Annotated in this window: 10 protein-coding genes; 6 read left to right on the forward strand and 4 right to left on the reverse strand. The window is 73.1% G+C overall.

All coding sequences use genetic code 11. The annotated features are described in order from the left end of the window. Window positions 1-71: 71 nt before the first annotated feature. The 4 genes from ABIQ69_RS12990 to ABIQ69_RS13005 all read left to right on the forward strand — a co-directional run bounded on the left by ABIQ69_RS12990 (window position 72) and on the right by ABIQ69_RS13005 (window position 5293). Window positions 72-1100 carry a LacI family DNA-binding transcriptional regulator gene (locus tag ABIQ69_RS12990; RefSeq protein ID WP_350347541.1) on the forward strand — a complete coding sequence of 343 codons (1029 nt, stop codon included), beginning with the start codon at window positions 72-74 and terminating at the stop codon, window positions 1098-1100. A 754-nt stretch (window positions 1101-1854) separates the two neighbouring features. Next, window positions 1855-3081 carry a Gfo/Idh/MocA family oxidoreductase gene (locus ABIQ69_RS12995; protein ID WP_350350021.1) on the forward strand — a complete coding sequence of 409 codons (1227 nt, stop codon included), beginning with the start codon at window positions 1855-1857 and terminating at the stop codon, window positions 3079-3081. Further along, window positions 3081-4412 carry a dihydrodipicolinate synthase family protein gene (locus tag ABIQ69_RS13000; RefSeq protein WP_350347542.1) on the forward strand — a complete coding sequence of 444 codons (1332 nt, stop codon included), beginning with the start codon at window positions 3081-3083 and terminating at the stop codon, window positions 4410-4412. Before ABIQ69_RS12995 ends, ABIQ69_RS13000 begins: the two co-directional genes overlap by 1 nt. Beyond that, window positions 4409-5293, forward strand: coding sequence for a sugar phosphate isomerase/epimerase family protein (locus ABIQ69_RS13005; RefSeq protein ID WP_350347543.1), 885 nt, complete (start codon window positions 4409-4411; stop codon window positions 5291-5293). Before ABIQ69_RS13000 ends, ABIQ69_RS13005 begins: the two co-directional genes overlap by 4 nt. A gap of 3 nt (window positions 5294-5296) precedes the next feature. Here the strand turns inward: ABIQ69_RS13005 and ABIQ69_RS13010 are convergent, their stop codons facing one another. Continuing rightward, entirely contained in the window at window positions 5297-5917 is a 621-nt protein-coding gene (locus ABIQ69_RS13010) for a hypothetical protein (RefSeq protein WP_350347544.1), read from the reverse strand. Window positions 5918-5978: 61 nt separating this feature from the next. Next, entirely contained in the window at window positions 5979-7766 is a 1788-nt protein-coding gene (locus ABIQ69_RS13015) for an ABC transporter ATP-binding protein (protein WP_350347545.1), read from the reverse strand. 47 nt (window positions 7767-7813) lie between these two features. On the opposite strand from ABIQ69_RS13015, the gene ABIQ69_RS13020 reads away from it, so the two are divergent. After that, on the forward strand, window positions 7814-9160 hold the full coding sequence (locus ABIQ69_RS13020) for a GNAT family N-acetyltransferase (protein ID WP_350347546.1): 1347 nt from the start codon (window positions 7814-7816) through the stop codon (window positions 9158-9160). A 187-nt stretch (window positions 9161-9347) separates the two neighbouring features. Further along, window positions 9348-10940, forward strand: coding sequence for a peroxidase family protein (locus ABIQ69_RS13025; RefSeq protein ID WP_350347547.1), 1593 nt, complete (start codon window positions 9348-9350; stop codon window positions 10938-10940). Between the two features lie 125 nt (window positions 10941-11065). Here the strand turns inward: ABIQ69_RS13025 and ABIQ69_RS13030 are convergent, their stop codons facing one another. After that, window positions 11066-12196 carry an AI-2E family transporter gene (locus ABIQ69_RS13030; RefSeq protein WP_350347548.1) on the reverse strand — a complete coding sequence of 377 codons (1131 nt, stop codon included), beginning with the start codon at window positions 12194-12196 and terminating at the stop codon, window positions 11066-11068. A gap of 9 nt (window positions 12197-12205) precedes the next feature. Continuing rightward, window positions 12206-13288 (reverse strand): serine/threonine-protein kinase, encoded by a 1083-nt coding sequence (locus tag ABIQ69_RS13035; RefSeq protein ID WP_350347549.1) that lies wholly within the window; start codon window positions 13286-13288, stop codon window positions 12206-12208. Window positions 13289-13348: the final 60 nt, after the last annotated feature.

Genomic DNA, 13348 nt, shown 5'->3' on the forward strand with positions numbered 1-13348 from the left:
AAACGCCGGGCCGGAACGGGCCCCGCGCTAGCATGGGGCGCCCGCACCGAGGCGGGCCGCTGGAGGAGCCCATGAGCGAGACGAGCCGCACGAGCCCGGCGACCCTGCACGACGTCGCACGCGAGGCCGGCGTCTCGCTCGCGACCGCGTCGAGGTCGCTGAACGGCAGCACCCGCAAGGTCAACGAGGAGTACCGCCGGCGCGTGCTCGACGCCGCCGCCCGGCTGAACTACTCCCCGAACCTCTCCGCCCAGGCGGTCGCCCGCGGCACGACCACGACCGTGGCCCTGCTCGTCGCCGACATCGCCGACCCCTACTTCTCCTCCATCGCCTCCGGCGTCGTCGCCGAGGCCGATCGCGAACGCCTCATCGTGACCATGGCGGCCACCGAGCGCGACCCGGAGCGCGAGCTCGACCTCGTCCGCCAGCTGCGCGGCCAGCGCCCCCGGGTGATGATCCTCGCGGGCTCGCGACCCACGACCGACCCCACGGCCGGGGCCCTCGGCGAGGAGCTCGCGGCGTACGAGGCATCCGGCGGCCGGGTCGTGCTCATCAGCCGCAACGAGCTCGACTTCCGCACCGTCCTGCTCGACAACCGGGCCGGCGCCGAGGCGCTCGCCCATGAGCTCACCGCCCTCGGCTACCGCCGGTTCGCCGTCGTGACGGGCGGCGAGGGGCTCCGCACGGCCGCAGACCGCCTCGACGGGTTCCGCGCGGGCCTCGAGGCGACGGGCGGCCGGCTCGACGAGGCCGACGTCGTGCGCGCCGCGTTCACCCGCGACGGCGGGTACGACGGCATGACGCGGCTCATCGAGCGAGGCCTCGACGGCATCGAGCTGGTGTTCGCCGCCAACGACGTGATGGCCGTCGGCGCGCTGTCCGCGATCCGTGATGCGGGCCTCGCCCCAGGACGCGACCTCGCGGTCGCCGGCTTCGACGACATCCCCACCGTCCGCGATGTCACCCCGCCCCTCACGACCGTCCGGGTGCCGCTCGACGAGCTCGGACGCCGCGCCCTCCGCCTCGCCCTCGACGACGGCGACGAGGGCGGCGCGATCCAGACCGAGGTCGTCCTCCGCGAGTCGACCCCCGCCCGCTGAGCACCCGCGGCGCCCTGCCGCCTCCCCGGATGCCCCGACGCGGTCCACCCGCGCGCGTCACGCCCCGCACCTCCCCCGGATGCCCCCTGTCGGCGCGATCCGCCGATGTTCGACATCCCACCGCGATTCCCGGATGCCCCGTGTGGGCGGAATCCGCCCGTGCGAGGCATCCCCCCGCGCTTCCCGGATGCCCCGTGTGGGCGGAATCCGCCCGTGCGAGGCATCCCACCGCGATTCCCGGATGCCCCGTGTGGGCGGGATCCGCCGGTGCGAGGCATCCCTCACCGGCGAATACTGCCGACACGACGACGATCACTCACGCCGGCCGGTCCGCCGGCCGGCCCGCCGGCCGGTCGGTGCGCCGGCAGGTCGGCCGGCCGGCGCGTTCGGCGTACGGCTGCCGCCGCTGCCCGTGACCACTCCCGGATGACCCGTGTCGGCGGAATCCGCCGGTGCGAGGCATCCCACACCGGCAAATACTGCCGACACGACGATGTGCGACGGCTCGCGCGGACTGCACCCACCCGCCCGGCTGCACCCCGCCCACCGATTGCCCGCACCCATCGCCTGCCCGCGCCCGCTTCCCCGCACCCGCCGGTTGCACGAGCGCGCTTCCCTGTGCCACACTCTGGTAAACGCTTTCCCGCAGCGGTGCGGCGATGCCCGCCACCGCTCCCGGCTCGAACAGGACTCCACCGTGGCAGAGCAGACCACCCAGCAGACCCCGCCCGCCCCGCAGACGCTCGGCATCATCATGAACGGCGTCTCGGGCCGCATGGGCTACCGCCAGCACCTCGTGCGCTCGATCCTCGCCATCCGCGACCAGGGCGGCGTGCTCCTCTCCGACGGCGAGACGCGGGTGCAGGTCGAGCCGATCCTCGTCGGCCGCAGCGAGAAGAAGCTCGCCGAGCTCGCCGCGCGGCACGGCATCGAGCACTACACGACCGACCTCGACGCCGCGCTCGCCGACGACCGGTGGCAGATCTACGCCGACTTCCTCGTCACGAAGGCGCGCGCCGCCGCCATCCGCAAGGCCATCGCGGCCGGCAAGGCGATCTACACCGAGAAGCCCACCGCGGAGTCGTTCGAGGAGGCGCTCGAGCTCGCCCGCCTCGCGCAGGAGGCCGGCATCAAGAACGGCGTCGTGCACGACAAGCTCTACCTGCCGGGCTTCCAGAAGCTCCGCCGGCTCATCGACTCCGGTTTCTTCGGCCGCATCCTGTCGGTGCGCGGCGAGTTCGGCTACTGGGTGTTCGAGGGCGACTGGCAGCCCGCGCAGCGGCCGAGCTGGAACTACCGCGCGGAGGACGGCGGCGGCATCATCGTCGACATGTTCCCGCACTGGAACTACGTGCTCGAGAACCTGTTCGGCCGCGTCGAATCGGTCTACGCCAAGGCCGTCACCGAGATCCCGGAGCGGGTCGACGAGCGCGGTGACGCGTACCCCGCGACGGCCGACGACGCCGCCTACGCCATCTTCGAGCTCGAGGGCGGCATCACCGCTCAGCTGAACTCGAGCTGGACCACGCGCGTGAACCGCGACGAGCTCGTGGAGTTCCAGGTCGACGGCACGCACGGTTCGGCCGTGGTCGGGCTGTTCGGCTGCAAGATCCAGCCGCGGAACGCCACGCCGAAGCCCGTTTGGAACCCCGACCTCGCCGACGAGCACGACTACGCGGCCGACTGGATCGAGTCGCCCGGCAACCGCGAGTTCGAGAACGGCTTCAAGACGCAGTGGGAGGAGTTCATCCGCCACGTCGTCGAGGACGCCCCGAACCGCTTCGACTTCCTCGCCGGCGCGCGCGGAGTGCTGCTCGCCGAGGCGGGCCTCGAGAGCTCGAAGGCGGGTCGCCGCGTCGAGATCCCGGTCGTCACGGTCGAGCAGGGCCGCGGCGGCGCACCGGATGCCTCGTCCGAGCCGGCCGCGTCGGGCGGGGCGTCGGGCGTGTCGTCGGATTCCGAGCTCGCCGGGGTGCGCTGATGACCTCGCTGACCCTCCTCGGCGCCGACGGCGGCGTGGCATCCGCTGCGCTGAACCCGGCGCCCGCGTTCCAGAAACCGCGCCGGCCGCTCGAGCGCCGCGTCGCGTACGCGGCGGCGCACGTCGTGCCGAAGGCGTACGCCGACAACACGCCGGGCAGTCCGGCGGATATCGACTGGGATGCCACGCTGGCGTTCCGCCACCACGTCTGGTCGTGGGGGCTGGGCGTCGCCGACGCCATGGACACGGCGCAGCGGAACATGGGCCTCGATGCCTCGGCGACGCGGGAGCTCATCTCACGGAGCGCGGCGGAGGCGGCCTCGGCCGGCGGCCGGCTCGTCGTGGGCGTGAACACCGACCACATCGAGGACGAGTCGATCGGCCTCGACGAGGTCGTCGAGGCCTACACCCGGCAGCTCCACCACGCCGAGGATGCCGGCGCCGGCGTCGTGCTCATGGCGAGCCGGCACCTCGCGCGCGCCGCGCGCACGGCCGACGACTACCGCCGCGTCTACCGCGAGGTGCTCGCCGCGGCGGGCGCACCGGTGATCCTGCACTGGCTCGGCACCGCGTTCGATCCGGCGCTCGCGGGCTACTTCGGCTCCGAAGACACGGATGCCGCGTCCTCGACGCTCCTGCAGATCATCGAGTACAACCGCGACAAGGTGGCGGGCGTGAAGATGAGCCTCCTCGACGCGGACGCCGAGGTGTCGGTGCGCCGGCGTCTGCCGGAGACGGCGCGGATGTTCACGGGCGACGACTACCACTACGTCGGCCTCATCGAGGGCGACGAGCACGGGCACTCCGATGCGCTGCTCGGCGCGTTCGCGGGGCTCGCGCCCAACGCCTCCGCGGCGATCCAGTCCCTCGACGCGGGCGACGCGGCGGGGTACCGCGCGGTGCTCGGGCCGACCGAGGCGCTCTCGCAGCAGGTGTTCGCCGCGCCCACGTACTACTACAAGACGGGCGTCGCCTTCCTCTCGTGGCTGAACGGGCACCAGCGGGCGTTCCAGATGGTCGGCGGCCTGCACGCGGCGCGCAGCCTGCCGCACCTGTCGCGCATCGTGGAGCTCGCGAACGCGTCCGGGGCGCTGGAGCGGCCCGAGCTCGCCGCCGCGAGGTGGCACGAGCTGCTCACCGTGAACGGCATCGACGTCACGGCGGCGGCCGCAGGGTCGGCGACCGGCGCGGCGACGGATGCCTCGGCGGACGATGCGGCGGCGGATGCCTCGACCGACGGCACCGCACGCGAGAACGCGGCCGACGGCGCCCAGCGTGCCGCCGCGCCGACCGCGACCGATCCGGTCGATCTCTCGGAGGTGCCCGCGTGAGCGCGCACCCGCGTCTGTCCATGAACGTCGCGACGATCAAGTACGCGCCGTTCGACGAGTCACTGCGCGTGCTCGTCGAGGCGGGCTACGCGTCGGTCGGGCTCTGGCGCGAGCCCATCGCGGAGGCTGGCCTCGGTGAGGCCGCGAGGCGGTTCGCCGACACCGGCCTCCGGCTGTCGACGCTCTGCCGGCAGGGCTTCTTCACCATGGCGGAGGGCCCGGAGCGCCGGGCCTCGATCGACGAGAACCGGCGCGCCATCGATGAGACGGCGACGCTCGCCGCCGCAGGAGCCCCGGGCTCACGCGCGGTGCTGGTGCTCGTCGCCGGCGGCCTTCCCGACGGCTCGACCGACCTCGTCGGGGCCCGCGGCCGCGTCGCCGACGCCCTCGCCGAGCTCGCACCCGAGGCGGCCGCTGCCGGCGTCACCCTCGCGATCGAACCGCTGCACCCGATGTTCGCCTCCGACCGGGCGGTCGTCTCGACGCTGAAGCAGTCGCTCGACCTGGCCGCGCCGTTCTCGCCCCAGGCGGTCGGCGTCGCCGTCGACACGTACCACCTCTGGTGGGACCCGGAGGCCGAGGCCCAGATCGCCCGCGCGGGCGATGAGGGCCGCATCGCGACCTACCAGGTCTGCGACTGGGCGACCCCGCTGCCGGCCGACGCCCTGCTCGGCCGCCACTACCCGGGCGACGGCGTGATCGACTTCGCGCGGTTCACGCGTGCGGTCGAGGCGGCCGGCTACACCGGCGACATCGAGGTCGAGATCTTCAATCAGTCGGTCTGGGATGCCCCGTGGCCGGAGGTCGCGGCCCGCACCGCGTCGTCGTTCGACGCGGTGGTCGCGCCGTCGCTCGCGGCGGTCGCCCGGACGAGCGCCTGACCGTCACTCGGCGTCGACGAGCGCGGACACGACTGCGACGACGCCGTCGCCGTAGCGCTCGTCCACGGCCGCCTGGACGGTGCCGTCGTCGTAGCGAACCGTGACGACGACGTGGCCGTTCTCGAGCGTCGAGCCGAGGTACGCGTCGCCAGCGCCGGCCGCGAGGTCAGCCGAGATGGCGTCGAGATCGCCCTCGCCGGCCGTGCCCGCGGACTCCGGGCTCTGCCACCATCCGGGCTCGGCGGCAATGGGATCGAACAGGGCCAGCGGCACCGCGTCGCGTGTGACGGTGAAGACCTCCCCGCCCCAGGTGCCGGTGACGGCGTAGCTGCCCCACGTCCCTCCCGACATGCTCGTCGAGAGGTCGTCGGGCGGCGCCCACGTCCAGCCCTCGAGGGGCAGGCCGTCGCACTGCGGCGGCGCGGACTCGGCGACCGGGCCGAGGCAGAGCTCTGGCCGCTCGCCCTCGAGCTGGAGCACGGTGCCGATGCCGCGGACCTCGCCGCCCGGCAGGGGCTCGGGCAGCGGCCCGGAGGCCGGCGCCCCGCCGACGGATGCGCACCCCGTGAGTGCGACGGCCACGACGAGCGCTATCGCGGCCGCGGCGGGCCGGAAGCTGGTCATGCTCCCAGTGTCGGGCGCGGGGCATCCGCACCGCCACCCAACGTTCGACGCGAGCCGCTCGTCAGGCCGACTGCACGCGGTGCAGCTCGGCGTACCGGCCGCCGGCGGCGACCAGTTCGTCGTGGGATCCGATCTCGACGATGCGTCCGCGTTCGAGGACGACGATGCGGTCGGCCGACCGGATCGTCGAGAGGCGGTGGGCGACGACGAGGGTCGTGCGCCCGGCCATCAGCCGCTCGAGCGCGCGCCTGACCTTCGCCTCGGATTCGGGGTCGAGCGCGCTGGTCGCCTCGTCGAGCAGGAGCACCCGCGGATCGCGTACGAGCGCGCGGGCGATGGAGAGTCGCTGGCGCTGGCCTCCTGAGAGGCGGGCGCCGCGTTCGCCCACCACGGTGTGCCAGCCGTCGGGCAGTGCCTCGACGATCTCGAGCGCGTTGGCGTCGCGGAGCGCGGCGAGCACGCGCTCGTCGGACACGTCGCCCAGCCCGTAGGCGATGTTCTCGCGGATGGTGCCCTCGAAGAGCACCGATTCCTGCGGCACGACCGAGACGAACCGGCGGAACGTGCGGAGGTCCAGGTCCTCCATGTCGGTGCCGTCCAGCCGCACCCGGCCGGAGCTCGGCCGGAGGAACCCGAGGACGAGGTTCAGCAGCGTCGACTTGCCCGAACCCGACGAGCCGACGAACGCGACCGTCTCGCCCGGGCGGATGGTGAGGTCGACGCCGTCGAGGGCCGGTCCGTCGGCGTCGGGGTAGCGGTAGCCGACGGCTTCGAGCGCGAGCTCGCCGGCGACGCGGTCCACCCGGCGCTTGCCCTCGTTGTGCTCGAGGTCGGGTTCCTGCATCACCTCGGCGATGGAGCGCACGGATTCGGTGCCGCGGGCGACGACGGGCAGCAGCATGAGGAGGTTCGTGGCGCTGCCCGTGAGCAGCGTGAAGTACGACGAGAGGAGCACCACCTGGCCCGGCGTGATGGGCAGCCAGCCCGACACCGAGACCCAGGCGGCGAGGACGAGGCATCCGACCGTCAGCAGTTGCAGGCTGACCCACGACAGCGACGCGAAGCTGCCGTTCATCACGTCGAGGCGGAGGCCGGCGCTGCGCACGCCCTCCGCGCCGACGGCCACTCGGCTGACGGCCGTCTGCTCGAGGCCGTGCGCCCTCGTGATGGGCATGAGCGTCGCCATCTCGCCGACGCGGGCGGAGAACTGCTCGACCTCGCGCCGGAATGTCTCGTTCCGCTCGCGGCTGCGCTGGTTCAGGATGGCGCGGAGCAGCACGGCGAGCGGGATGGCGAGGGCGTACACGGGCAGGAATGCGGGCACGTTGATCGCCGTCATGACGATGGCGCCGAGCGCGACCATCGTCGCCGAGAGCAGCGGGTGCGAGACCTGCTGGAGCATGACCTCGACGTTCTCGACGTCGCGAACGACCTTGGTCTGCACGATCGCCGAATTGGCCCGGGTGTGGAAGCCGATCGAGAGCGACTGCAGCCGTGCAGCCAGTGCGTTGCGGAGATCGGCGCCGATGGAGCGGACCGTGCCCATGAAGAGGCGCGTGTACATGACGTGGTTCGGGTAGTTCTGCAGCAGCGCGACGACCGCGATGCCCGCCCAGAGCCAGAGCGTCGTGAGGGGGCCGCCGGCGACGACGACGTCGATGATGGCGGAGGTGACGACCGGCAGCAGCCAGAGCGGGGTGTCTTTGAGGGCGAAGAAGGCGACGGCCGCCGTCACCCGCCCGCGGCGGAGACCGAGGAGCCGCAGCACGGAGCGGCCGGGGTGCCGGCCATCGACGGCGCCTTCGACCGCGTCACGGGGGATCTGATGGGAAAGCGCTTGCCGAGTCATCCCGACCATTCTGCCCCGCGCACAGGCGCCCTCGCTACGCTGGATCGGTGCCGTTCGATCTTCGCAGCCTCCCCGTCGACCGTCGAACCGAGGCCGCCCTTGGTGCGCGCGGGCTCGAGTACCGCCTCGTCGACCCCGCCGACCGCGCGGGGCTCGACGCCTGGTCGCAGGCCGACAACCGCGGGTTCCACCACGCGAGGCCCCGCGAATCCGATCTCGAGCACGAGCGGCGCATCTTCGCCGAGCGCCGCGTGCACGGCGTCTACGACCCCACGGCCGCCGAGCCCGAGCTGCCCGTCGCGACGATCTCGAGCTGGCCCACCGGACTCAGCGTGCCCGGCGGGCGCAGCGTCGACGCCTGGGCCGTGAGCTCGGTGACCGTCGCCCCGACGCACCGCCGCAAAGGCATCGCCCGCGCGCTCATGGAGGCGGAGCTGCGCAGCGCCGTCGACGCGGGCGCCGCCCTCGCCATGCTCACCGCGACGGAGGCGACCATCTACGGACGCTTCGGCTTCTCGCCGGCGGCGCGGTCGGCGACGGTCGTCGTCGACCGCCGCCGGGCGGCATGGGCCGGGCCGGATGCCCCTGGCCGGGTCCACCTCGTCGACCCGCGCTCGCTCCGCGACGCTGCCCCGCAGATCGCCCGCCGCGCGGTCGCCCGCACCCCCGGCGAGATCGACCGCTGGGCGGGGCTGCTCGACCGGGTGCTCGGCGTCACCGACCCCGAGTCCGAGGGTGCCAGGCGCACGCGGGCCATCCGGTACGACGATGAGCACGGCGAGCCGCAGGGCTTCGCGACCTACCGCATCGTGCGCGAGCCCGACCGGCCCGGTGTGCTCGAGTTCGACTTCCTGGCCGCGGCGACCGACGACGCCGAACGCGCGCTCTGGCGCACGCTCATCGAGGTCGACTTCATCACCGAGGTCCGCGGGCACCTGCGCTCGGTCGACGAACCCCTCCCGTGGCTCCTCGAGGATCCGCGCGCGGTGCGCTTCGAGGAGCTCGTCGACCACCTGTGGGTGCGGGTGCTCGACCCCGTCGCGGCGCTCGGCGCCCGCCGGTTCGGCGTCGGCGGGTCGCTCACGCTCGAGGTCGACGATCCCCTGGGCCACGCGCAGGGCACGTTCGAGCTCGAGGTGTCGGGCAGCGGTCGCGCCGAGGTGCGCCGCGTCGAGCAGGCGGATGCCGCGCGCGCCGCCGCCTCCCGGCGGAGCCGCCAGGCCGGCGGCCTGAAGCTCGGCGTCCGCGAGCTCGGATCGATCCTCCTCGGCGACGTGCGGGCCACGACACTCGCGCGCGCCGGCCGGATCACCGAGACCGGAAGCGGCGCACTCGAACTCGCCGACCGGATGTTCGCCGCGTCGCGGGCGCCGCAGCTGAGCGTCTGGTTCTAGGCGGGCGCCCCGGTCTCAGGGGCATCCCTGAAATGCGTGCCATGCGTCCGGGTCCGCGTGGAGGCGTACCGAGCGCCGGCGTACCGTCGCGCGCGTCCACCTCACCACCACGCACGACGCGATTCTCCCCGGCCGCTCCCTGCAGCGGCCGCGCGGCGGGCGGACCCTACGCCAAGGGAGACCGATCATGCCTCACGCCGTCGCGCACAGCATCGTGCCGCAGTCCGTGCCGCACTCGAGGAGCCACGAGGGCCGCTTCGGCCGGCTCTTCGGTCGCGGCTTCACCGTCTGGGAGCCGCCGGGGGCCGACGATCTCGAGCGCGAGCTCGCGATCCAGGACTTCGCCGTGGCCGAGATGTTCGGCGACGACGCGCCGCCCGACTCCGCCACGCCCGTCGGATACACCTACCTCGGCCAGTTCGTCGACCACGACATCACGTTCGATCCGCAGTCCTCGCTGACGAGGCACAACGACCCCGACGGCCTGCAGAACTTCCGGTCGCCCCGGCTCGACCTCGACAGCCTGTACGGCCGCGGACCCGACGATCAGCCCTACCTCTACGACCAGTCCCGTCCGCTGCACGACGGGTTCGCCGGCTTCCTCCGCATCGGCCGCGGCCAGGCGACCTCGTTCGTCGAGCCCGACCTGCAGCGCAACGCCGACGGCGTCGCGATCATCGGCGACCCGCGCAACGACGAGAACGTCATCGTGAGCCAGCTCCAGCTCGCCGTCGCGCAGCTGCACAACGCGATCCTGCAGAAACTGGCGGATGCCTCGTCCGGCCCGTCGACGCCCGGGCGGAAGCTGTTCCACGAGGCGCAGCGGATCACGGTGTGGTTCTACCAGTACGTGGTGTGGAACGATTTCGTCTCGCGCATCACCGACCCCGCGATCTTCGCCGAGGCGCTCACGATCGACGACGACGGCGGCGACGGCACCGGGCCGCGGTACGCGGTGCGGTGGGGGCTGAAGCACGTCTACGACTGGGCCGAGAACCCGTTCATCCCCGTGGAGTTCTCCGTGGCGGCGTACCGGTTCGGGCACTCCATGATCCGGGCCGGCTACCAGCTGAACTTCCCGCTCCAGGGCGGGGTCGGGCTGGAGTTCGGCAAGCCGATCTTCGCGGTGCCGCCCGTGCCGGCCGCGCACGCCGTGACGCCCGGCCCCGCGGACCTCCGCGGCAGCCGTGCCCTCCCCGAGAAGCACACGCTGCAGTGGGACTGGTACTTCGACTTCGCGTCGTCGGTGAAGGGCGGGCCCACCCCGTTCCCGCAGCTGGCGCACAAGATCGACACCCATCTCGCCCGCTCGGTGTTCGCGATCCCCGCCGGCCCGAATGCGACCAACCCGCTCGCCGCGCTCAACATCCGGCGCGGCTGGCGCATGGAGCTGCCGCCCGCGACCGAGGTCGCGACGGCGCTCCACATCGAGCCGCTGCCGATCGAGCACCCGATGGAGCAGTCCCTCTGGGTCTACGTGCTGAAGGAGGCGCAGACCCAGCACGACGGCGAACGACTCGGCGCCGTCGGCTCGACGCTCGTCGCGTCGGTGTTCTCCGGGCTCCTCCGGGGCGACCCGTTCTCCTACCTCAACCGCGCCCCGCACTGGACGCCGGCGCACGAGCTCGTCGACGGCGAGCCGCTCTTCGAGAAGGTCTCCGACGTCCGCGACGCCGACCGAGGAGTGGAGCTGCGGCCCGGGTGGGAGATGGTCGACCTGCTGCACGCCGCCGGCGTGCCGGAGGACGTGCCCGCCCTCACCGCCGTCTTCGGCGGCTGAGACGCGGGACGCGGGACGCGAGACGCGAGACGCGCGACGCGCGACGCGCGACGCGGGACGCGGGACGCGGGACGCGCGCAGCGGACGGGGCCCGGGGCCCGCCCGCTGCCGCGTGCCGCCGGGCGCTAGATCGAGTCCTGCCGGGGGAAGACGACCTTCTCCATGATGGTGATGAGCGAGGCCGCCACGGGAATCGCGACGAGCGCGCCCAGCACGCCGCCGAGCGTGCCGCCCGCGACGGCCGCGATGACGACCAGCGCACCGGGAACGGCGACCGCGCGGTTCATGATCCGCGGGCTCAGGACGTAGGCCTCGACCTGCATGTAGATGAGGTAGTAGATCGCCGCCGCGAGCACCGTCGCGGGCGACGCCGCGAAGCACACGAGCGAGATGATGACGGCGCCGGTCAGGGTTCCGACGAGTGGCACGAGGGAGCACAGGAAGGCGACGAAGGCGAGCAGGATCGGCGCCGGCGCACCGATGATCGACAGGTAGACGAGGCTCAGCACGCCGTTGATCGCGCCGAGCGAGACCTGGCCGATGACGTAGCGTCCGACCGACCCCGTGATCTCGTTCGACACCTCGCGGAACTTGCCCCGCGAGCTCGCGGGCACGAATCGCGTCGCGTACCGCTTCATCGAGTCGAGCGAGGCGAGGAAGTACAGGGTGAGGATGAGCACGATCGTCGCGCCGGTGAAGCCGCCCGCGATGCCGACGCCGACGGCGAGCAGGCCGCCGCCGAGCGAGCCCAGGTTCTCGGGGTCGGCGAGCCAGTCGCCGGCAGCCGTCAGCGCCTCGTCGATCGCGTCGCCCGTGCCGGTCATCGAGTTCAGCCAGCCGACGAAGTCGCTGTGGCGCACGTTGTCGACGATGTCGGGCCAGTCCTGCACGATGTTCGTGGTCTGCTCGATGACGATCGGCACGATGGTCGCGATGAGTCCGACGAAGAGACCGATGACGACGACGAACACCAGCAGGATGGCGAGCCACCTCGGCATGTCGCGCCGCTGGAGCCAGCTCACGACCGGGTCGAGCCCGAGCGCGAGGAACAGCGCCAGCGCGACGTAGAGGATCACGGTGCCGAGCTGGCCGACGATCCCGCCGAGCAGCAGCGCGAGCAGCACCCCGAGCGCGCCCACGAACCCGATCCGGAACGCCCGGATCTTCACCTCGGGCCCGCGCGAATCGGCCTCGCCCGTGACCTCGGCCGCGGGCGGCGGTTCGACCCGCAGCCGGCGCTTCATCCGTATCGCCATGGCTCGACGCTAGCCGCGGGTGCCGCCGAAGGGCCAGAGCGACCCGCGGCGACGGGCCGACCCGCCCCGCGCCGCGCTCCCCCGCCTGGGGCCGGAGGCCGCGGCCATGTCGTGGATCGACTCGCGCATGATGGCCGCCACGTCGTGCGCGGTGGGCCTCGCGTCGGGGTCGTCGGCCGTCATCGCGGCGATCAGGTCCTGCCAGTCCTCGGGCAGCTCCTCGGGGATCGTCGGCGGCCGGTGCAGTCGCGCGAGCGCCGCCTCGATGGGCGTGCCGGAGTACTCCCGCTCGCCGCTGAACGCCTCGAGCATGACGAGCCCGAGCGAGTAGACGTCGCTCGCCGGGCCGGCTTCGGCGCCGCGCGCCTGCTCGGGAGAGATGTAGGCGGCGGTGCCCATGATCGAGCCGTCGCCGGTGAGCCGGGTGCCGTCGATGAACTGGGCGACGCCGAAGTCGGCGAGCTTCGCGGTGAGCGTGTACCCGTAGGCGGGCTCGTCGCTCAGCAGGATGTTCTCGGGCTTGACGTCGCGGTGCACGACCGAGCGGGTGTGGATGTACGCGAGCGCGTCGGCGATCTGGGCGCCGACGTCGGCGACCTGTCGCGGCTTCAGCGGCCCGCGGGCGAGCCGCTGGGCGAGGGAGCGCCCGCGGACGAGCTCCATCACGATGAACCGGCGCCCCGCCTCCTCAGGGCCGAGGAAGCCGGCGTCGTAGATGCCGACCAGGCCGAGGTGCGTGAGGTCGCCGAGCAGCTGGATCTCGCGCTCGCGGCGAAGCCGGTCGGCGGGCGTGTCCTGCTCCGCGCGGAACAGCTTGACCGCGACGTCGCGGCCGAGCTGGGTGTCGGTGGCGAGGTAGACGTCGGCCATGCCGCCGGCGCCGATGAGCTCGCGGATCGCGTAGCGCCCGACGAACGTGGGGACGGGCTGTGTGATCGGCGTCGTGAGCGGCGCCAACGGGGTGTCGGTGCGGCCGAAGCCCGCGGGAACGTCGCCGGGGAGACCGCCGGAGATCGTCGGCCCCTCGCCGGCGAGGTCGCCGGAGCGGACGGGGGGCGGGTCGGCGAACCCCTGCGTGGCGATGTCGGTCATGGAGCCTCCTGGGTCGAACTCCGGGGTCTCGCCCGGCCGGCGCGCATCGAGTCCCATGCG

The organism is Agromyces sp. G08B096 (assembly GCF_040267705.1).
Taxonomy (GTDB): Bacteria; Actinomycetota; Actinomycetes; order Actinomycetales; family Microbacteriaceae; genus Agromyces.

Coding starts and splice junctions, on each gene's coding strand:
- ABIQ69_RS13015 (WP_350347545.1), bottom strand. CDS start 7,766: ATGACTCGGCAAGCGCTTTCCCATCAGATCCCCCGTGACGCGGTCGAA.
- ABIQ69_RS13035 (WP_350347549.1), bottom strand. CDS start 13,288: ATGACCGACATCGCCACGCAGGGGTTCGCCGACCCGCCCCCCGTCCGC.
- ABIQ69_RS12995 (WP_350350021.1), top strand. CDS start 1,855: ATGAACGGCGTCTCGGGCCGCATGGGCTACCGCCAGCACCTCGTGCGC.
- ABIQ69_RS13010 (WP_350347544.1), bottom strand. CDS start 5,917: ATGACCAGCTTCCGGCCCGCCGCGGCCGCGATAGCGCTCGTCGTGGCC.
- ABIQ69_RS13030 (WP_350347548.1), bottom strand. CDS start 12,196: ATGGCGATACGGATGAAGCGCCGGCTGCGGGTCGAACCGCCGCCCGCG.
- ABIQ69_RS13000 (WP_350347542.1), top strand. CDS start 3,081: ATGACCTCGCTGACCCTCCTCGGCGCCGACGGCGGCGTGGCATCCGCT.
- ABIQ69_RS12990 (WP_350347541.1), top strand. CDS start 72: ATGAGCGAGACGAGCCGCACGAGCCCGGCGACCCTGCACGACGTCGCA.
- ABIQ69_RS13025 (WP_350347547.1), top strand. CDS start 9,348: ATGCCTCACGCCGTCGCGCACAGCATCGTGCCGCAGTCCGTGCCGCAC.